This is a genomic window from Candidatus Leptovillus gracilis (assembly GCA_016716065.1).
In the GTDB taxonomy this organism is placed as follows: domain Bacteria; phylum Chloroflexota; class Anaerolineae; order Promineifilales; family Promineifilaceae; genus Leptovillus; species Leptovillus gracilis.
Map to the genome: position 1 here is coordinate 211738 of JADJXA010000003.1, position 19833 is coordinate 231570.

At 53.2% G+C, this 19833-nt stretch carries 13 protein-coding genes; 4 read left to right on the plus strand and 9 right to left on the minus strand.

All coding sequences use genetic code 11. The features are described from left to right. Nucleotides 1-147 precede the first annotated feature (147 nt). The 9 genes from IPM39_09820 to IPM39_09860 all read right to left on the minus strand — a co-directional run bounded on the left by IPM39_09820 (nt 148) and on the right by IPM39_09860 (nt 16408). The gene (locus IPM39_09820) at nt 148-4857 is read right to left on the minus strand and encodes a CHAT domain-containing protein (protein ID MBK8986363.1); all 4710 of its coding nucleotides are present in this window, start codon (nt 4855-4857) and stop codon (nt 148-150) included. 10 nt (nt 4858-4867) lie between these two features. After that, nucleotides 4868-5578, minus strand: a complete 711-nt coding sequence (locus IPM39_09825) for a hypothetical protein (protein MBK8986364.1) — start codon at nt 5576-5578, stop codon at nt 4868-4870. A 99-nt stretch (nt 5579-5677) separates the two neighbouring features. Continuing rightward, the gene (locus IPM39_09830) at nt 5678-7966 is read right to left on the minus strand and encodes a hypothetical protein (GenBank protein MBK8986365.1); all 2289 of its coding nucleotides are present in this window, start codon (nt 7964-7966) and stop codon (nt 5678-5680) included. Nucleotides 7967-7998: 32 nt separating this feature from the next. Continuing rightward, complete coding sequence (locus IPM39_09835) at nt 7999-9690, minus strand: formylglycine-generating enzyme family protein (GenBank protein ID MBK8986366.1); 1692 nt, start codon at nt 9688-9690, stop codon at nt 7999-8001. Next, the gene (locus IPM39_09840; GenBank protein ID MBK8986367.1) at nt 9668-10495 is read right to left on the minus strand and encodes a hypothetical protein; all 828 of its coding nucleotides are present in this window, start codon (nt 10493-10495) and stop codon (nt 9668-9670) included. The genes IPM39_09835 and IPM39_09840 overlap by 23 nt, the downstream gene beginning before the upstream one ends. A gap of 321 nt (nt 10496-10816) precedes the next feature. Continuing rightward, a complete protein-coding gene (locus IPM39_09845) occupies nt 10817-11884 on the minus strand; it encodes a hypothetical protein (protein ID MBK8986368.1) in 1068 nt (355 codons plus the stop codon). Between the two features lie 2 nt (nt 11885-11886). Next, nucleotides 11887-12765, minus strand: a complete 879-nt coding sequence (locus tag IPM39_09850; GenBank protein MBK8986369.1) for a DUF1566 domain-containing protein — start codon at nt 12763-12765, stop codon at nt 11887-11889. A 164-nt stretch (nt 12766-12929) separates the two neighbouring features. After that, a complete protein-coding gene (locus tag IPM39_09855; protein ID MBK8986370.1) occupies nt 12930-15683 on the minus strand; it encodes a choice-of-anchor J domain-containing protein in 2754 nt (917 codons plus the stop codon). A gap of 245 nt (nt 15684-15928) precedes the next feature. Next, nucleotides 15929-16408: a hypothetical protein gene (locus tag IPM39_09860; GenBank protein ID MBK8986371.1), complete on the minus strand. Its 480-nt coding sequence runs from the start codon at nt 16406-16408 to the stop codon at nt 15929-15931. Between the two features lie 145 nt (nt 16409-16553). Here IPM39_09860 and IPM39_09865 point away from each other — a divergent pair, with 145 nt between their 5' ends. From IPM39_09865 to IPM39_09880, 4 genes are all read left to right on the plus strand, one after another. Beyond that, a complete protein-coding gene (locus tag IPM39_09865; GenBank protein MBK8986372.1) occupies nt 16554-17228 on the plus strand; it encodes a hypothetical protein in 675 nt (224 codons plus the stop codon). Between the two features lie 55 nt (nt 17229-17283). After that, nucleotides 17284-17940, plus strand: a complete 657-nt coding sequence (locus IPM39_09870; protein ID MBK8986373.1) for a hypothetical protein — start codon at nt 17284-17286, stop codon at nt 17938-17940. A 35-nt stretch (nt 17941-17975) separates the two neighbouring features. After that, nucleotides 17976-19214 (plus strand): tetratricopeptide repeat protein, encoded by a 1239-nt coding sequence (locus IPM39_09875; protein ID MBK8986374.1) that lies wholly within the window; start codon nt 17976-17978, stop codon nt 19212-19214. 222 nt (nt 19215-19436) lie between these two features. Then, nucleotides 19437-19769: a transposase gene (locus IPM39_09880; protein MBK8986375.1), complete on the plus strand. Its 333-nt coding sequence runs from the start codon at nt 19437-19439 to the stop codon at nt 19767-19769. The last annotated feature ends 64 nt before the right edge of the window (nt 19770-19833 follow it).

The window sequence follows — 19833 nt, forward strand, 5'->3', positions numbered from 1 at the left end:
CTTTGGTATCAGCAACAGAAAGGTATGTGCTGACATGAAGGTGGCCAACAAACGGGCCATCCATCAACTTGCGCCAATTATGTAATACAGCCATGATTTTTCTCCTTATGATTTCATACGCCAAAAAAAGACAAGATAACTTTGCAATCAATTGTCTTGACAAGCACGTGGTGATTCTCCTTCTAGTAAGTATGGTAATAATTCTGTTTCGTCCCAATTAGGATTATTTGTAAACAAATATGTGCAGGCTATTTGTATTAAATTCTCTGTGGTAAAATTCCTTTCTCCTCGTGTTATCGCATCATCGCTGAGTATTTCAAGCAATTTTAAGTCAAGTAACCAAACCTGACCGTTTCCATAACGGACAGCTATTGAATTGGATCCAGAGAACCAAGCAAAATTGCTAACGCCACCCCCCAACTCTGCAAAGTGTTGTTCATTTTTCCATAAGTCACTGCTACCATCAAGATAAACTACAACATAAAGCGAAGTTCCCTGCACAGAGTATACCCTTCTGAAAGATTCCAAAAAAAGAACAGCTTCATCGTTTTCCATTCGCCATATTTCATTAGGAATATCGTTATAGATATAGTCCACTACAAATAAATTGGTGTTAGGAATAGAGTAACTTTCTGCTATCTCGCTAGTAAAAGATGCTACTTTATTGCCTTTGACTGACCACAATTCTCCGGGGGAATCCTCATAGGCTACCACAAATAAAGGAGAGTCAGGAATCGCCGTGATATGTCTTATTTTGCCATCAAGAATGATGATATTGTCATTTTCAGTCGACCTTAGTTCTCCTACTCCATTCATATATATCACTACATAAAAGGGGGAATCAGGGATAGGGTAGACACCGCTTACACTATTAGTCAGTTCGATAATTTCACTGCTGTCTATCGATCTTAACTCACCCACTAAACTACTATATTGGATTACATAAAATGGTGATTTTGGAATAGGATATACTCCGTTTACTTGACCAGATAAAGTAAAAACTTCAGCACTTTTCATCGTTCTCAATTCATCATCGGCATTATCATAGTGCAGTATATAGAAAGGAGATTCAGGAATTGAATACAACTTAGATGCGTTACCAGTCAGTGTAACTACAGTGCTATTTTCTACTGATCTGAGTTCACTAGGCTGGCTCACATATTTCACAACGAAAGAAGGGGAGTCAGGAATAGGAAATACATCTCTCACATCATCGGAAAGTGTTACAATATCATCACTTTTTAGTGAACGTAATTCTCCTGGTGCAAAATTGTGTTTCATAACATAGAAGGGTGTATCGAAAATAGCATATATATGCAGAAATTGACCTTCGAGAATAACTTGATTACTTTCCAGTGACCATAACTCAGTGGCACTGAAAGGATGACGTAACCAAAACATTGATGAATTAGGGACTGGGGTTATTTGAGCGTTGCCTGCTGGGATGATAATTTTATCTACTGCTGTTAACCAAAGTTCTGAATGTCCGTTCACATATTTGATGACATACAATTTCCCAACAACAATTTCTCGTATAAAGGCAACTAGATCGGATAATAGATCTACCCGACCAGTTCGCAGGTTATACTCCATGTTTGTTGCGATGCGGCTCTTTACAGGTTCACTTTGAGCCGTTTCATATGCCTCAAGCAATAAACGCATACCAAGTAGGGGATTGTTACCAAATAGTGTATTTCCCTGAGTTTGAAGCAAATTTGCCCGGGCATTGCGTTCATTTATGTTGGCGCGTGTGGCTTCTTTATTAGCACTAATAGCAAAAGTAACGGCCGTTACCCCTGCAACAATCGCCAAAATCAATGTGCCCACTACATAATAAAACCGGCGGCGCAGTTTTACGGCCGCTTGCGCCTGTTCATTGGCGCGTGCTTCTGCCTCTTCAGCGCGTTGGCGTTGGGCTTCGGCTAAGGCTTGCTGTTGCTCAATTTCCCGCCGTAACTGCTCCTGTTCTTTGGCACTGCAAGCTTTGACATAAGCGTCTTCGTTCTCGTTGAGTTCCAGCCTGTTTTTAGTTTGCCACTCTTTTATCTCTTGCAGCCGGGAGGCGTGCAGAAGCAGCAGGCTGGCTTTCTTTTCCGGATCGGCTTCATGCTGCCATTCATGGGCTTCCTGCTGGATTTTTTGCCGCTGGCGGAGCATTTCGTAATCACTATCCAACCATTTTTGCAACCGCTGCCAATGGCGAATAACGGCTTCGTGAATCACTTCTACTTCTACCTGGCGGGGGGTCTCAGGCTCGGCGGGATTGGCTTCGCCAGCCTGTTCTGCCGGTTGGGTGGTTACCAATAGCCCGCGCATTTCCGGTTTGTAGATCAGGGCCTGTACCTGCTCCAGGGTTCTGCCTTGGGGCACCAAATCTTTGAGGGCGACCCGGTGGCGGGTGTCGCGCCGCTGCTGGCCACGGCCGCCGCTCTCGTCCAGATGGGTCAGGCGAATGAAGATATACTTCATCAGCGCCCGCTCCTCTTTATCCAGGCTTTGGTAAATCTCTTCAGCGGTGTGGGCGATGGCCTGGCCAATGCCGCCCAACTCCTCGTAGGCATTGGCCCGCAGCCAACGGCCGTTTCGTCTTTGCCACAATTCACGCAGGGTGAACTGGAGCAGCGGCATGGCTCCCCGCTCCTCTTGCAGGTCGCTCATGATGGTGTTGAGCAGGCCGGGATCAAATTTAAGTCCCATCGGGCTGCCCTCCGCCCCGTTTGCGCCCGACGTGGGAAAAGCGTTGGCCGCCTGCTGCCAGGCCACGTCACGCAGTTCAACGGCCGTTAATGGTAATATCTGCTGCGAGTGGTCGGTCATCCAATCCGCCAGTTTTTCATAACTGTGGCATTCGGAGACAAAATCGGCCCGCATCGTCAGGATCAATGTATGGTCCGCCGCCGCATCCTCAACCCAATCGACCAACCGCGCAATAAACGCCAACCGCTCCTTTTTCCCTTCCGGGTTGTTGGGAATGTGGGTGAATATCTCTTCAAATTGGTCAACGACGATTAGATGGGGATCGGCGGCTAATAACAGGCGTTCAAAAACAGCCAGCGGCCTTTCCCCCGGCTTCATATATTGCCAACGTCGCCCCTTCTCTTCCAGTTTCGGTACCAGACCGGCCATGACAACTGACGATTTACCGCTGCCGGAGGCTCCTAACACCGCCAGAACCGGTTCGTCAACCAGGCGAAGCTGCAACTTCTCTACCAGGGCATCGCGCCCAAAAAAGTAAGCGGTGGCCGCTTTGCTCTCTGGGTCGGTGGGAATGCCAAACGCTTTCAAGCCGGGGAAAGGGCATTCAACGGCGTACAGCGTTGCCTCACGCCCTTTGGCCAACTCCACAAAGTCGAAGTCCAACAGGTTGTAGCAGACATTGTTCAGCCATTCCACCACGCTCCAATCAGAGACGGTGTCGGTCAGGCTGGCCCAATCGGGCTTTGGCTTGAGGAAAGCTAGTTTTAGCTTAAATAACGCATCAGATGTTCTTTGGCCGCCGGGATCTTTTTTAATCAAATCCTTCTTGAGGCCGGGCGCTCGTTCATCAATCAACTGCTTCAACCGGGCGAATCCGCTTTCAATTTCTGTTTTGCTCAAGGGGATACCGGCCGTTTCGGTGTAACGATGGTAGTAAAGCGGTCGGCCACGGAGGCGACTGAATAGAACAGGCACAATCTCTTGCATATCCCGGCGTCCCCGCAGCCCGGCTCCGGCCCGCACCAAGGCCCAATCGGGATACCCATGTTTAGCGAGCCATTCGTAAAATTTGGGGGCCAGACCTTCGGCCGTGGCGATGGTGATCTCGTCGGTCATGGCCACAACTGCATGCATTCCCGCCTCCTGGACCAACCGCTGCCCCAGGCCGCTGTGCCCGGGGCCAGAATCGGCTTCTAGAGTAAGGACACGGCTTTGGCGGGCGCTCTCGCAGGAAACAAGGAAGGCAAAGCGGGGTAGATTTCCCTTTTGGATGAAGAAATCAATCAGGCTTTTTGCCGAAACGCGGGTTGTTTCATCAGCATCGTTGGCCAGATAAACGTAGGTTTCATCCTGGCCGGAGCGGGCATCCACGCGGCCATGGGCAATCAGATGCAAAATCGCGTACGACTTGGCGGTTAAGGCGGTACACAGCCTCTCTTCCGTTGGTTTGCCGATGTGGGTGACGGTAACGGCCGTTTGGCTGGCTGCGTTGACTGTGTCTGGGGATGGGGTGGTAACGGCCGTTGGCTCAATGGCCGCCAGCGCTGCATCAATACCTGATTGCGCTTCTACCGCCAATACATCAATTTCCGACGTGATGTGGCTGAGGGCAACGATGGCATCCTTGATCCCCTTTTGATCGTCAAAGGCGCTAAACCCACGCGCCTCAATGTCCTTCGGGTGGGAAACAACAACCAAGGCCTTAATCTCGTCTTGCTGTAGCGAAGGGAAAATAACGTGACGGCTGGAAGCCAGACTTATGGCAAACGGGGTGTTCTCGTTACGCGCCAACATACGCCAGCCATTGTCAACCGGGGCTGCCAGCCTTTCCCAACGCAGGCCGCGCAGTTCAGGCGCGTTGACCGCCAGGAGAATACGCATTTCGGTGCCTGAATAAGCTTGCTGCAACGCATCGCGCACCGGGCCTTGAAATAAAAGCTCTCCTAATGTTTGCCCATATTTATCTGGCTCTCCCCACTCTTCGTGTTCGCGCAGGGTTCTGATAACATTGTCATCCAGAATGAGTTTCCCCTGCGTTTGGGTTACAGCTTCATTGCCGGGCGTGGTGAATTCGACCACGACAGGATAATGCTCGTATCCTCTCGGCTGGTGCTGGATGTTTATTTCAAACAGTGTAAAAGCGCTTCCTTGTGTTGGCATACCAACTCACCTATGTTTTGAGTGCAGATAGCTGCTGCATGTGCATGAACAACTGTTCTTCGTGAGCGCGACGGATGACGTTATAGGTGAAGCGAAAAGCAGCCGGTAAAGCCAGTGCCGGCGCTACGGCCAGGCGAGCGGCCAAAGCCGCCGCGCCCGTGACGATGTGGCTCAAAAAGCGCAGCACTGCCAGGCGCGTCGCCATGGTCGTCTCAACAACTTCCTGGTGCAAGGCTCGCTGTGGCAGATCAAGCCCGTCACGCCAGACTGTTTCCAGCCCACCGCTGGCCCGGACAATAGTTTGGGCCAGGTAAAACCCCGCCTGGTCACTGTTAATCTGCATCGTCGGCCTTAGCAGATAACTCACCTGACCCATAAATTGCCGGAACTGCTGCCTAACTTCTCGCCCACTGGTCACGGCCGAGAAGCTCAGGGATTCGGCGCGACTCTCCGGCAATAGATCGAGATGCTGCCACAGTTCCCACTCCTCTTGAAACGAAGGCTGACCGGTGTTAAATGATTCGGCCGTTCTGGCGGGAGGGGTGGCCAGGTGCAGATATTGGTTGACTGTTTCGGCCGTTCTTTCCCGTTGGTTCAGCATCGCTGCCTGCCGGGCTAAATCCTGGTAGGCCTGTTGGTCGTCGGCTGGGAGTTTGATGGACCAGACCGACGTCTCCTCAGTTTGAGACGGCCGTTCGCCAAACGACTGCGCTCTGTTCATGGCTGGTGCAGTCACCTTTAGCCCCCACAGAGACAACGGCTCAGTAATTTTTGCATCTGTTTGGGGGGCGAAGAGGAAAACGGCCGTCATACCACAACCCTATTTGCCCATATTGACCAGTGTGGCCGCCACTTCCAGGATGTTGCGGAAGAACCGCGCCTGATTCTCTTGGGCCAGACCGACCATATTTTTGTGAATTTCCAATAACTCAGCGTCTATCTCTTCAACAACTTTGACCCCATCACCTACGACAACTTCAACCTGGCGCACCGGCACCATGCTCTTGACATCCCCATCCAGTGACAAAAGCGTCACCGCCTTTAACTGCGCCTCCTCACGAAATGTCTTTTTGTCGGCATCGTATACATTTTTCAGATCATCGGTACTCGTATAAGTCAATATCTCCAAAGTACCGATATTCCGCATCGCCCTGGAAATTTGTTCCGAAAATCTGTCTACTGCCTCCTGAATAGTTGTGCCTAAACGGCTATCCATCATGCTCATGTCTTGAGCGCTGACAACCCCATAAGATGTGCTATCAATGTAGCGGATAGGTGTAATGGGTTTGAGTGTTGTCGAGTCGATCTGAATCTTTCTTAGGACTTTGCCCGAACCACTTGGCTCAACCCTGTCAGCGACTGTTATTTGGCTACCTCTATATGTTATCTTTTCAATATTATGCAGTGAATACAATGCCAACAGTTCTAATTCCAACTGTGAATTAGGGCGTACACCTTGACCAGGCACAAAATCTTCGGCAAAGGCGCCCGGTTCATCATTTCGGGGCTGCACTGTTTGATCTACTGCTGTGTTCTCTTTAATAACCGTTGGTGAACTGCTATATGCTACTCGCGGCTGAAAATGTTTCAGGTCTACTTCGCTTAGACTTAGGGTTGAGGGCACAGGTTGCTCATCTTCTAAACTTGTACACAGACGAACGGCCGGATCGCCCAGAATAATATAGTCACGAGCATCATGATTATTGATCCAGGTGTCTATCAACTCGTACTCATCCACTTCTTCACCCCGCCGTTGTTCATCCAACAAGCTAACTAAACTGACAGATGAGCTGGCGTGTTTACGATTGAAATAATCAAAAGCGTGGCCAATGGGTACACCTTGAAATAATTCGGTCAAGGTAGACTTAAACGATAAAAGACTCGACTTCATCATCCCGGAGTCTTCCATAAAGGAAAATGTCCAGGCCCGGTCTACGTGGCCAATGACGGCCAAGGCCCCGCCACGCGGGTGGGCGAGCATTCGCTGCGGCAACTTGGCTATAATGGGACGAGGCGCGATTTGTTTGGCTGTACCTTTCACCTTCCCCATAAAATCATCATGCTTGGGTGTTCCGGCCCCATAACAAGCAAACAAGAAGGCAATCAGCCCATGCAACTTTGCCGTATCGCTGAGATGTTCTCCCGCCAGATACATTTCTTCGCCGATATACCCAGGTTCGTTGGCCCAATCACTGCCCAACAAAGCCCCCTGGTGGGGTAGCAAGCGGTAATCGTCTAAATTAAAGCCTATGCCGTGGCTGGCCGTCAGCAAAAAGGCCGGTGTTTGCTGTTGGTCACCACCTAAAATTGCCTGCAATCTGGCTCTGCTGGCTTGTTCTCCGAGATAGCTGTTAATGGCCCAGTTTTCGCCGGTCAGCTTTTGTCTAAAATGTTCACTCAATGGTTTGACCAGGTGTTCAGCGCTTAACTGGGTGGCTCTGTCATTTTCGTTGGTAACACCCCAAAAAGCAGCGTGCCGGGGTAGGCGGACCCCATCTCGTTCGGCGGCAACGACGCTTTCGGCATAATTGGCGTATTCGGTCGCCGTGTCAAAGTAAATACGGCCGACAGCCCGGTTCACATCTAGCGCATATTGGAAGGTGTAAGGAATCTGCTCCGGATCGCCAACCAATAAAAGATAATAAGGCATTTCTTCCGGGTCTGCATCGTCCCGTGGGGCCGCATCATTATCGCGCATGAAGTTACGAAATCCTCGTTGGGGATTGGCATATGCTGGTTGAAAGTGATAGGTTTTGAATAATTCCTTATTCTTATTGGCCTGTGAGCGTCGCCAGTTGACCAATGGCGACAGAGCTTCTTTAATTTCATCGCTGATACTATTGGCATAAACAATGCCCCAACCTGCTTCTTCCAATTTGTTGGGATCAACTCCGGCTTTGACTCCAAATGACTCTTCACCCCGTTCGGTTCGATTTTTCGACAACTTATATAAGTCATCATCTTCGCCGGTCATTTGTTTAAGTAAATCATGCCAGGTCATGGCTCTGCTCGTGGCCGTGTCGATTGCCATTTGGGGTACCAGTGGTTCACCGGTGCTGCCATTAATCCCGTTGATATAAATTGGGTTGTCTAAACGTCCATCACTCATCTTGTCGTCTCCTTGCCTTGCTATGACCTGGGTTATGGAGGTGTATCAGTTACACAGCGCATACCGACGCCATGCCCTTGATACGCTCCCTTGCTGGGAATAACGGTGGCAATATGGCTAATACCATATTCCCAACCACCGCCACGTAAGACAAAATCTTGATCGTCCCGGTATGTTGTTAAGTCACCATTCCAGTAAGCATATGGATCGTATGTTTCTTTTCCTTGGTCACCTTGTCCTTCGTCACCTTGCCAATAAGATATTGTCCATTCCCACACATTACCCACAAGATGATAAACACCCTCCTTGCTTTGACCCTCTGAAAGGGTGTTTACCGGTTCCGCATCGCCAGTAAGATTTGGGTCGAAATTTAGGGGCATGTTTACCAATTGTGGCGTGGGATCTCCTTTTCCCCATGGCCAATCACCTGTCAAACCACGTGCCGCTCTTTCCCATTCTGCTTCGGTTGGCAGCCGTTTGCCTAACCATTGACAGTAAGCATTTGCTTGCAGCAGCGTAACATTAACCACCGGACGATCGTGCCTAGCTGGGTCCGTTAAACGATTGTTGTTTTCCAGCAGTGGCATGCATTGATTGCTATAGGATACACACAACCCATACTGGTAGTTGGTAACTTCGTATTTGTCGATCCAGAATTCGGCGAGTTCTACTTCTTGCCGTGGCCAAGGAGGATTTGCAGACGACCCTACACGTAGATAGGTATACGGGTCAGATTTCCCAAATAAGAACGTTCCGGCCGGAATGAAGGCCATCTCACCCATAGCGGCTGATCTGGCCCACCTCTCCTGAATAAATGGGGCAATTAAAATACCGATAATGACCAACATGGCTGCCATAATCCCGGCCAGTCCCCAAACGGCCCAGCGCAATCTCTGGGCAGCTTCCATTTGGGCCGATGCCAAGTCGCGCATTATTTGTAGTTCGTGCTGCTGTTTGGCAGTTAGGGCGGATTCGCTTTTTTGCAGGAGTTCAACGGCCGTTTCCTCCAACTTCAAAAAAGCCATCTGACTGTGAATAATGTCAAAGCGGTCTTTGCTGAGCAGCGCCCCAAACTGACGGTAAGCGGCCAACTCCCGCGCCAACAACTCCTGCGCCGCTTTACGGGCCTGGGTTTCCGGGTTTAGCTCAATCTCGCTTAACAGGTAGTCGTGGGTCAGTTCGTAGAGCGGCCGGTCGTCTTCGTCCAGGTCGCGGCGGATGAGACGGTTTTCGTGGAGGGTCGCCAGCACATGCTCCAGTGCGGCCGGATCGGCTGTTTCCAATTCGCCCGCCAACTGTTCCCGGCTGCGCACCGCCCGGCGCACATCGGACGTGACCAGTTCTTCCAAGACCCGGTTGGCGATGCGCCGCTCCGCGCCCTTTAGCTCCCGGTCCAACACCCGCGACAGGTGGCTGGTGAGAATGCCTTTGGCCCCTGGCTCGCCCACCCCCCGGCCGCGCGGTTTGTTGTAGAGCGCCTGGCTGATCGCGGTCCCGTCTTCGGCCGTTGGCAGCTCGTCGAACAAGGTGTAACAGACCAACTGCACTTGCGCCGGGGGGATGCCCTTGTCCTCCTGGCGCAAATCGCTCAGGATGTGGTCCACCAATCCCGCTTCGTACTGCACCCCTTTGAGCGCGGCCGGTTCGGTGACGACTTCTTGCGCCTCTTCCAGGCGGAAGGTGGGCAGGAAGTATTCGTTGTCAAACGGCCGTAACGCGTCCAAACAGCCGTAAATCAGAAAAATACTCCTTGCGCAGCGACAAGACCCAGCGCACCGGCAAGTCAGACTCGACGCATTCCTGCAACTGCCCGGCGAAGGCCCGCTGCATTTCCGGCGACTGCTCGGTGAAAAATTCCTCAAACTGATCCAGGAAAATGTAAATCTGACGGCCGCCGAGGTAATAAGCCGTCCGCTCCAAAAAGCCTTTCAGCGACATCTGATCGTCGCGGAAGCGGCGCAGTTCTGGCTGCGCCGCATAGTCGGGCAGGAACTCTTTTTTGATGAACTGGTCGGGGGATTGGCGGTAGGGGCGCAGGTAGAGGGGGAAACAGCCGTTGGCCAGCAGGCGAGAGGCGAGGCCAGCTTGCAGCAGCGAGGTTTTGCCGGAGCCGGATTCGGAGTGGAGGATGGTGAGACGGCCGTTTCCCATCTTTTGCCACATCACTCTTACTGCCTGGGAACGGCCGTAAAAGAAAGGCGCATCCTCCAATTTGTAGTCCAGCAGTGCCTTGTACGGATTTTCCCTTGTGTCTACCTGAGTGGGCGCGGACAGGTGGGCGTAGCGGCCGATCTTTTGCGTGATGGCCGCCGCCAACCGTCGTTCGGCTGCCTGGATGCCCTTCTCCATCTCGTCAACGGCCGACAACGCCTGCTGAATTTGGGTGACGATGACCTGCGCCCCCGCGCCGATGGCGTTGTAGCTGCCACTGAGGTCGCCGAGGGTGATCTTGTCGCCGCCCACTTTGTCGCCGCCGACCCGGTCGCCATAGACCAGATCGGCGGCGATGATTTGTTGTTCTTCACTCATTGGCTTACTTACTCTTGATTGAACCTGACTGAAAATAACGCTTTATGGCTAATTTATGGTTAATAGATCAGGCGAGTGACGGCAAGGAACAACGGCCGTTATCCCCCCTCCCCACATGCGTAGCCGCAAAGAGCGAACCGGGCGGCCCGGTCGCTCTTTGGATTACTCAAGCGTATTCGTTTGCCGCACAAACAGGGATGTGCAGTGGAACGGGCCAGAATCTTTTGTCAAACGGCTGTTGGGCAATGTGAACATAATAAAGAGTTTTGGGTGAAAAAGTCAACTTTGTGAAAACAGGTGCAAAGCACTTTAGCGGGCCTTCTATGTCTGCCGTGTTGGTCGCATCACAACAGCCGCGGTGAACACCAGGCAAAGCGCCGCCAAGAGGAACACGGCCGTTACGCCCGTCCCCACGCCAGACTGCGCTTGAATTTGTTGTAGGGAAACGGCCGTTGGCGAACCGGCATCCGCGCCCAGGGTAAACTCTGAGCTTAACTCGCTCACGTTGACGGTAAAAGCGAGTTGGTCGCCGCTAACGACCGTATCAACCACAGTGACAACGGCAAAATCATCCGCGCTGCCCGTATCCCGCTTCAGCAGGAAGTAGACGCCGCTGGCGCTAAAGTCGCCCTGGCCGCCCGCTTCGGAGATATCGAAGGTGAGCGTTACCTGCCCGCCGCCAGTTGTCGGGTTGTCGTTGACGTCCAACTGCCAGATACGCGCCCATCGTTTCGCCACGCCGGTAGGTACATTGTCGGCCACATTGGCAAATGCCGCGTCGTCGTGCCCCAGGATAATGCCGTCGCCACTGTCATGGAGGAAATCAACATCGGCAATAGTCAAACCGCCGGAGATAGCAGGAACGTCTCGCCAGGCAGTGATAAGGGCGGCAATATCATTTTGATAGACGGCCGTTAACCGGCCCCGCCAACCTGTTTTCGCCTTATAAGCCGGGCTGTCGTTTTGGAAGTGAATCCAGCCCACATTTTCACCCCAAGCGTAGCCCTGAAAGTCACCCGTCACCGGGTCAATCCAGATGCCGCCATCGTCGGGGGCAAAGTTGATCCAACCGGCGTTGGTCGCCCAGGCGTAGCCGGAAAGATTGCCCACGCCATCGTTGTTGACGCCATAATCGGCGGCCGTTGCATTGGCATAAGTGTGTTCATCGCCGCCGTTGTATGTTCCCAATCGAATCCAGCCCACGTTTTCGCCCCAGACATATCCCTCTAGGTGATCGCTGTAGACGACAGCGCCGCCATCGTCAGGATCAAAGTTAATCCAGCCAACGTGAGCGCTCCAGGCCCATTTGTCAATTGTGTCAATGTTAGCCAAAACGGGAAGCGCTATTGTTAGCAACAGAAAGCTAAACACCAGACCATATTTTTTCATGGCTATTGCCCTCCTCGGACCGGCCATACGATATATCCAGTCGTTTTACCCGTACTAAATACAACGCCGCTTACCATATCAACGCGAAAGGCATTGCCCGTACTTCCTCTATAAGTCGTAGATGTCCAGTAACTGTTGGAAGCAACGCTTAAAAAGGGGTTGCCATTGGACCACGGACCAGTTCCACTTGTGTCCGATAGGGCCGGGTTGAACCGTTGATAAGAAAGCAAGCTTTGTAGTTCCCGCACGTTTGGCAGCCGCCAGTCACCGGCGACAGAGCCGTCGGTGAGGCCGCATTGACCGCTGGCTAAATTGTTAGCCAATGATAAAGCGTTAGCCCAAAGCTGAGTACCCCAGCAGTTAGCGCTTCTCAACCAGATCAAGCCGGTCAGGTTGTCGGTTACTGTCCCATTTGGGTTGATTGTAAAGCGTGGGTTGGGCCAAACGACGCCCCGCTGCAAATGGCCATCGCTACCCGTGTCATAACTGGTTATTTGTCCAGTTCGGGGTACGCTCGCCGGGTAAGCCGTTCCGGTTTGCACCCCCCATTGACCATTGTTTAATCCCCAAAAGGTCTTACCCCTAAGAACGTTAGCGGTCAACGCGCCATTGGTATTATCAACGGCCGGAGCCGCGGTCATAATCTCGTTCAAAGTGACCATTGTGCCTGTGCCGGGGGCTACCGAAGGTTCGGTGAACGCGCTCTGACTACCGGCCGCGCCGCTGTCCAACCGGTTATATATATCTTGCAGTGTATAGGAATTGGTGGCGCTTGGCGGCGTACCAGGGCCGACTGGATCTCCAGCGCGGGTCACGGCGGCTGTTGAGAAAAGAACGCCAACTAAAATACCAAACAAACCAAACAAAATTTTATCGCGCATTTTTACCAAACCTCCTTAAATTATGGGCGCGTGCTGAGTTGCGCTCAAACCCGCTCCCAAACCATTGTCTGCGCCGCCAGGCGCTCAACAAACTCCCAGCCCAAGCGCCCCTGAAGCAAAAACTTTTTGCTTCAGGGGCGACTAGTCGCTGTCAACCAACAGAGTTATGGTCTCATAATCACGGGCAGGTATAACTGATGCCCTGATGAAGCGGAGACGGTCATAGTGACAGGCACAACCGACAAGGTTGTATTAGAAGCGTTGCTTTGAAGGCAAAGTGATGTGGTGTAAACGCCAGGGGGAATGCCCGTGGAATTGAGGGTGATTGTGACATTAGCAGGGTGGCCCGGCAGGGTGGCCCCATTTTGTTGGGAGAGGGAAAGCCAGGAAACGGCCGTTGGGTCTGGGCAGATATTCTCCACCTCGGTAAATGACCAGTTAAGAAACCCACCGCCAGTATTGCTGATGGTCATCGTGTAAGCGCTTTGCGTGTCAATCTCTTGCGTTCCACTGATAACGCTGGGGCTAACCAGAATGGCGGGCGGGGCGGGCGGCGCAGAGACGGTTAAGGTAATAGGGAACTGCGCTACAGCGTTTATGGGGTCATTGTTAACAATGCACAAAGTGGTTGTGTACACGCCCGGAGCCAGCCCAGTTGAGTCGAGGGTGGCCTCGATTGGGGTGGGATTGCCGTTAGAAGTGACGCCATTGTTTTGGGAGAGGGAGAGCCAGGAAACGGCCGTTGGGTCTTCACAACCAGTTGGAGCATCCAGCCACAGTTGGAAGGGCGCGCCCTGCTGCGTTCCTGTCCCGTCATCCACCAAATCAACCCAGCCAGACACCCGTAACTGTTGGGCGTTTCCTGTCGTTACTTCGCCCAAAATGGAGATTGGCACTTGCCACGGTTCATTGTTCAAGCTGGCGTCTAATTGCCAATCAAGCCAGTATGAACCGGGCGGCAAATGCAGGCTGGCATCTCCGTCAACATACATGATGGGGCGTTCAACGCTTCCACTGTTGCTTTCGGCGTAGCGATAAACATTGGTCCAACCAGTATCAACGATGCGGTTGGTCGTCGTATCGCCATAAATGACACTGCTCCCCAACTGTTTCGGGTTGCCATTCCAAATGCGATAATTAACGCTAATCATTGTTGAGGTTGTTGAGGAATCCCGTTCATAAGCATAGAACCGAATTTGGTCAATTTGCCAGCCACCAGGATCGGTAACGGTAAATTCGTCAGCAATGCGGTACTGAGGCCCAACACCAGTGATAAAGCTACCGTAACCGGGAGTCTCTAACCCTAAGCTGTTGTCCTGTAGCAAACTCACATCAGCGCCGCCGGGGCCATCGCCATAGCTGGTAATGAAGGGGCCGTTATCGTATAGGGCGGTGGGCATACCAAACAACCAGGTTAAATCTGCCTCGCCCATATTGCTGATGGTGAGAGGGTGGGTTGTCACGATATTTGCCAATTGGGTAGCTTCTAAGGCAGTGGGTTGGAGGTCAATCACGGCCGGGTCCGGGGGCGTGAAGACGGTTAATGTGATTGGCAAAGAGGCCAACGGCGTAGCAGGGTCATTGCTGGTGATGCAAAGATAAGCGGCGTGGGTTCCCGTGGCGAGGCTGGTCGCATCAAATGTGAGCAGGGTTTCGCCAGGCGCATCAGCCGGGGTGATACCGCTGGTTGGGTTCACCGTTAGCCAAGATACGTTGCTAGGAGCGGCGCAATTGTTGTCATCAGATTCTTCTATGAGCCAGTCGAGGTCTTCTTCGCCATTGTTGCTGATGGTTAGAATCTGATTGGTTTGGCTTCCTTCGGCCACGGCCGTGTCAATCACGGTTGGGTCAAAGGCAATGACGGGTGGGTCTTGGGGTACGGTGGCATTCAATGTGACGGGAACTTGCACCACAGGGTTATCAGGGTCATCGCTAGTCACACATAAATAAGCCGAATACACCCCCACCGCTAAACCCGTTGAATCTAATGTCACGGTCACTGGCGTTGATGCACCGGGTAATATAGAGCCATTCGTGGGATCAACTGTAAGCCAGGAAACATCTGCCGGACTGACACAAGGAGCGGTGTAAGACAGGGTGTCAATCCCCACATAGTCGGAATTATCTCCCCATGGGCCGCCATCCTCTACGAAGTAGCGGAAACCGATACGGCCGTTTGTTGTCCCAGCCAACCCTGTAATCACAACGGTGAACTCCGTCCACACTTCTGGATAACCATGTGGATCATACTCTGGGTTAATGTCTAGCAGTAATTGGGTAAAATCGCCGACACTGTGGGCGGTATTGCCGACATCCGCGCTATTCCCATTGGCGCTAAGGCGCACCTGTAAACGGTCTGCCCAGCCATCACCAGGGTGTCGTGTCCAGAATCTGATGACATCGTTATTGTTCATCGTGATTTCTGGGGTTAGTAACCAATTGCTAATGACGGCATTAACAGCACCGCCGGCGCTTTGATAGCTGGCGGCGATGTAAGAATTGGGCGCGCCTAGATGGGCGGGGAAGGTGTTGGGGGTTCCTTGCGACCAGACACCTGTCCCCAGTGGCTCGCTGTTGTTGATTGTTACCCAACCCAGTCCGGGTAGCAGGCTCACGTCGTCAAAATCTTCTGACCAACTATTTAGCAGGTGGGTTTTGCTGTGTCCCGTTGGGCCATAAGCCTCCTCAATAGACCAGTTCAACGCAATGGTCCCGGTGTTGCTAATTGTCAGCGTATAGCTTGCTTGCTCATCAGCCAGCAGTGTGGCCGACAACGCTTCCGGATCAATAGCAATAGTGGGCGAATTTAATAAAGAGGTCGCTTGAACTTGTTGTTGGTGGAAGCTGTGGCCGATAATAAGGTAGAGAGCCAATGTGCCAAACAAAAAGGCTATTCTTGTCGTATAACGGTGTATCATTTGTGTCCTCCTTAGGGGTCTGATACAAGAAGCGAAAAAATGTCTTGAAACGGGTTTCTACCAGTGCCAGATGTTTTTTACTTTGCTGCTCGGTTTGTCTCGATAGAAGGCAACCGTAAACTTGAAGCGACTACTGGTAGAGGCAATAGCCAGGTCTGCGCCCACATGGGGCTGGCCGATAAACGGGCCATCTAAAACTTTGCGTCAATCTTGTAAAGCGACCATGAATCTCTCCTTTATCGAGGTTATATACCTTCGCGCAACAACTGCGCCTGAACGACCAATTGCGTAATAAACTCCCCGTCAGATAAACGCCCCTGAAACAAAAAGCCTTGCTCGCCCTCCGGCGCGCTCAACCCACTGCGTACAAGCAACTCTCTTATTTTGGGGGAAACGGCCGTTACCCATCCCCCACCCCGCAGCGTCAACTCAATCAACTCAGGGACGCGCGGATTGAACAGCAGTTGCAGGGTGCATTCCTGCGGCCCCGGCAAAATCAGCAGGTGTGGAGGATGGAAGTCAGATGGTTCCATCTCCGCCAAACTTTGGTCCGGCCGCAGCCAGACGCCATGCCGGCCAATGACCGGGCCGAGATAGAGGCCTAGCAGCGCCACCTCAAGACCCCTCTGCCGCATCTGGCAGACGCAGCGCACCACAAACGGTTCATCACATTGCGCGGCGACCAACAGCAAGACCATCGGGGAGATTTCCTTTTTCTGCGTCATCAATTTGCGCCAACCAGTTGAAATACCAGCGACAACAGTTTATCATGAGCCGCAGGTCGGGAAGCGTGCCGATGTGTGCAAATCTGTGCGCTCATGTGAAAAATTGTGCGCTCACAAAGAGATGCCTGAACATGGAGGAAAAACAGTGACCTTTGACGATTTTAAGGAAGCAACGGCCGTTGCCCTGACCAGCCTCTCCACCGGCGCCCCCACGCCGCCCTTCTTCAAAGAGCTGCTCATCATGCGCCAACGCCTCCAAGCAGAAAACGAAGAAGCCGAACCGGTCTGGCACATTGTCTGCGGCAAACTGCTGCTGGCGGGCATCCACCAGTTGGCCGAAAGCAACCCGCGCGGCGCGGAAATTCTCCAGGCCCATTACATAGACCGGCTGACCATGCGCGGCATTGCCCACAAGCTGGGCTACGAAAACCGCTACCAGGCGCACCGGGAACAGCGCCGGGCGATTGAGCAGTTAGCCGCCATTCTGATGCAGTGGGAGGGCAACGCCCGGCAGGGACATCTGGACCATCTGCTGCAAGGCTTGCACAAAGAGCCAACTTACGACACCCTGTTTGGCGCAGAGGAGAGCGTCGCCCGGCTGCAAGCGGCGCTGCTGGCCCCGGATCATTCCTGGTTGATTGTTGTCAGCGGGCTGGGCGGATTGGGGAAAACGGCCGTTGCCGACCGCGCCATCCGTCTGATTGCCCCCACCCTGCGCTTCCAAAAAATCAGCGCCCTCTACCTGGAATCGGGTAACCTGCCCCTGGCCCAACCTCCTCGCCCGGTTGGCCAGAGAGCTGGGCCTATCGGCGACCCATGAAGCCGACATAGAACGGCAACTCACCCAACTCCTGAAATCCTGCCCCTGCCTCGTCTTGATTGACGGTCTAGAAGAAGACCTTTCCCACCTGGCCGAGGGCTTGAGCAAACTCGCCAACCCCAGCAAATTCATCCTCACCTCCCGCCACCGGCCGGCGGCCAACAACACCTTTTTCGTCCAACCCCTGGCCGCGCTGACGGCGACCGCCGCCGCCGACCTCCTGCGCCAGCACGCCCACAAAATCGGCCGTCGGGAACTGGCCGACGCTTCCGCCGAACAAATCAGCGCCATCGAGCAAAAAGTGGGCGGCAACCCGCTGGCCCTCAAACTCATCGTCGGCCTCTCCGACCGGCACAGCGTCCCGGCCATCCTCAACGACCTGACAGAATTGAAGGTAGAGGCGGAAATTGAGGCGATGTACCGGCATATCTATTGGAAAGCGTGGCGCGCCTTGAGCGGAGAAGGCCAAACCGTCCTCAAAGCGATGCAACTCCCCGATTCGGCCGATGGGGCCAGTCTGGCCTACCTCGCCTCCCTCTGCCCGGCGCTGGACCTGCGAGCCATCAACGCCGCCATCGCCGATTTAATCAACCGTTCTCTGCTGGAAACGCAAGGGTCAATCTGGGATGAGCAGCTGCGTTACCGTATCCACAGCCTGACCAAAACCTTCCTGCAAACAGAAATCATCCATTATCCCAATGACTTCCTGTAAATGAATTTGCCGGAGAAAAGGACAACAGACGATAGATGATAGACGATGGCGCGGCAGATTCGGCAGCGATTGCTTCTCCGGAAAGCGTCCGCATCGTGGGCTACGCGCTTGATTATTGGGAAGGCGTTGTCACCGAGTTGAACGGTTCCCCCAACCAGGCGTTTATGGTGGAACACAATAACATTTTGCGGGCGGTAAAACTGGGGCTGGCGCTAGAGGAAACGCGCCGCCAGGCAGTGCGCCTGACGCTGGCTACCTTCCATTTGGTGGAGAGCAGCAGCTTATGGCCGATGTGGCTGCCCTTGTTTGAGGCTGTTTCCCAGCGTTTTTGTGATAGAGAGCGGGAGGTACACGGCCGTTTTCTGGGCCGCCTGGGTCAACTGTACCGGCTGCGCAACCGGCTGGATGAAGCCTTAGCCATCCACCAGGAAGCGGCTGCGATAATTGCCCCCTTGCCGCCGCATAGCCTGGCCGCCTGCGAAATCGCCTTCCAATTAGCCGAAGATTACCGGCGCAAATTCCGCTATGAGCAAGCCAGACAATACGCGCTCACCGCCTGGGAAGCGGCAGCTACCGCCCGGCAAAGCGACGCCTGGCGGGCGGCAACCGCCAACAGCATCGGTCTCATTTACGAAGCCTTAGGCCAACTGGATGAAGCGGCCGATTGGTACACCGTGGCGCTTGATTTGTGGCGGCCGTTGCAGCGGCCGGTCGAATCCGGCCGCGTCTACAACAACCTGGGCAACGTTTTACGCGGGCAAAGCAAAATAGACGAGGCGTTACTGGCTTACCATCAAGCGCTCAACCACCTGGCAAGAACGTCCATCTGGCTGGAGAAATTGGTCGTGCAATACAACATCGCCGTTATCTATTTCGACCAGGCGCAGTATGAACAGGCCGAGGCACATCTGCGCGAAACCTACAGCGCCATGTCGCGGCAGCCGGAACTCCATTTCGTGCTATATGCCTCTATTTGTTACAGCCTGGGAGCGGTTATCGTCAAACAGGCGCGTTTTGCTGAGGCTGAACCATTTTTTGCGACGTCCATTCCCGTCTGGCGCGAGTTGGGGGACGAGGTGAACCAGGCCAACAGCCTGGGCGGCCTGGCCGAGGCGTTAGCCAGCCAGGGAAAAGCCGATAAGGCGCGTCAGGTTTATGACCAGGCGTTGGCGCTATTAGCCAATCTGCGCGGCATCCCCAGCAGCGAAAAACTGTACCAGGAATTCTCGGCGGCCTACGTGGCCCTCGGCGATGGCGCAGACCTGGCCCTTTAGCAAGCTCAAGAAAGGAGACGAAAAGCCCCAAGGTGATCGCTTAACGGCGGGCATCCATTGGTGTTCCCCCACCCTATCCCATCTGACCAGGTTGTGGAAGCTAGAGGGGGGATAGGGATCTGTTCGCTGTCTTGTAGATGCGTTGCTTGATAACTGGGGTTCCCCCAAAAAAGTGGACACATACAAGAGACAAATTGAGTACACTTGTTTTGGAGGTAACCAATGAAAAAGCAAATGCGAGAATACTCAGAGGTATTCAAAGAACAAGCGGTTAGCCTACTGCGTAGCAGTGGCCGCTCCGCCGCAGATATTGAACGGGAACTGGGCATTACACCAGGGTTGCTGTCTCGCTGGAACCGCTTGAAAGCCAAAGCGGCCGGCGAGGTCATCGCACCCCGGTCGAATCGTCCCCTGGCCGAAGAGCCATTGGCCGAGCAGGTCAAGCAGCTTGAGCGGGAAAACGCCCGCTTACGGCAGGAAAAAGAAATCCTAAAAAAAGCAGTGGCCATCGCTTCGGCTCCGCTCAGCACAGGCTTCACGCACCCAAACCAGTGAGATATGATTTCGTGGAACGGCATCGTTCAGAATTCGAGGTAAGTCTTATGTGTGACCTGTTACA

Coding starts and splice junctions, on each gene's coding strand:
- IPM39_09820 (MBK8986363.1), bottom strand. CDS start 4,857: ATGCCAACACAAGGAAGCGCTTTTACACTGTTTGAAATAAACATCCAG.
- IPM39_09825 (MBK8986364.1), bottom strand. CDS start 5,578: ATGAACAGAGCGCAGTCGTTTGGCGAACGGCCGTCTCAAACTGAGGAG.
- IPM39_09830 (MBK8986365.1), bottom strand. CDS start 7,966: ATGAGTGATGGACGTTTAGACAACCCAATTTATATCAACGGGATTAAT.
- IPM39_09840 (MBK8986367.1), bottom strand. CDS start 10,495: ATGAGTGAAGAACAACAAATCATCGCCGCCGATCTGGTCTATGGCGAC.
- IPM39_09845 (MBK8986368.1), bottom strand. CDS start 11,884: ATGAAAAAATATGGTCTGGTGTTTAGCTTTCTGTTGCTAACAATAGCG.
- IPM39_09850 (MBK8986369.1), bottom strand. CDS start 12,765: ATGCGCGATAAAATTTTGTTTGGTTTGTTTGGTATTTTAGTTGGCGTT.
- IPM39_09855 (MBK8986370.1), bottom strand. CDS start 15,683: ATGATACACCGTTATACGACAAGAATAGCCTTTTTGTTTGGCACATTG.
- IPM39_09860 (MBK8986371.1), bottom strand. CDS start 16,408: ATGACGCAGAAAAAGGAAATCTCCCCGATGGTCTTGCTGTTGGTCGCC.
- IPM39_09875 (MBK8986374.1), top strand. CDS start 17,976: ATGATAGACGATGGCGCGGCAGATTCGGCAGCGATTGCTTCTCCGGAA.
- IPM39_09880 (MBK8986375.1), top strand. CDS start 19,437: ATGAAAAAGCAAATGCGAGAATACTCAGAGGTATTCAAAGAACAAGCG.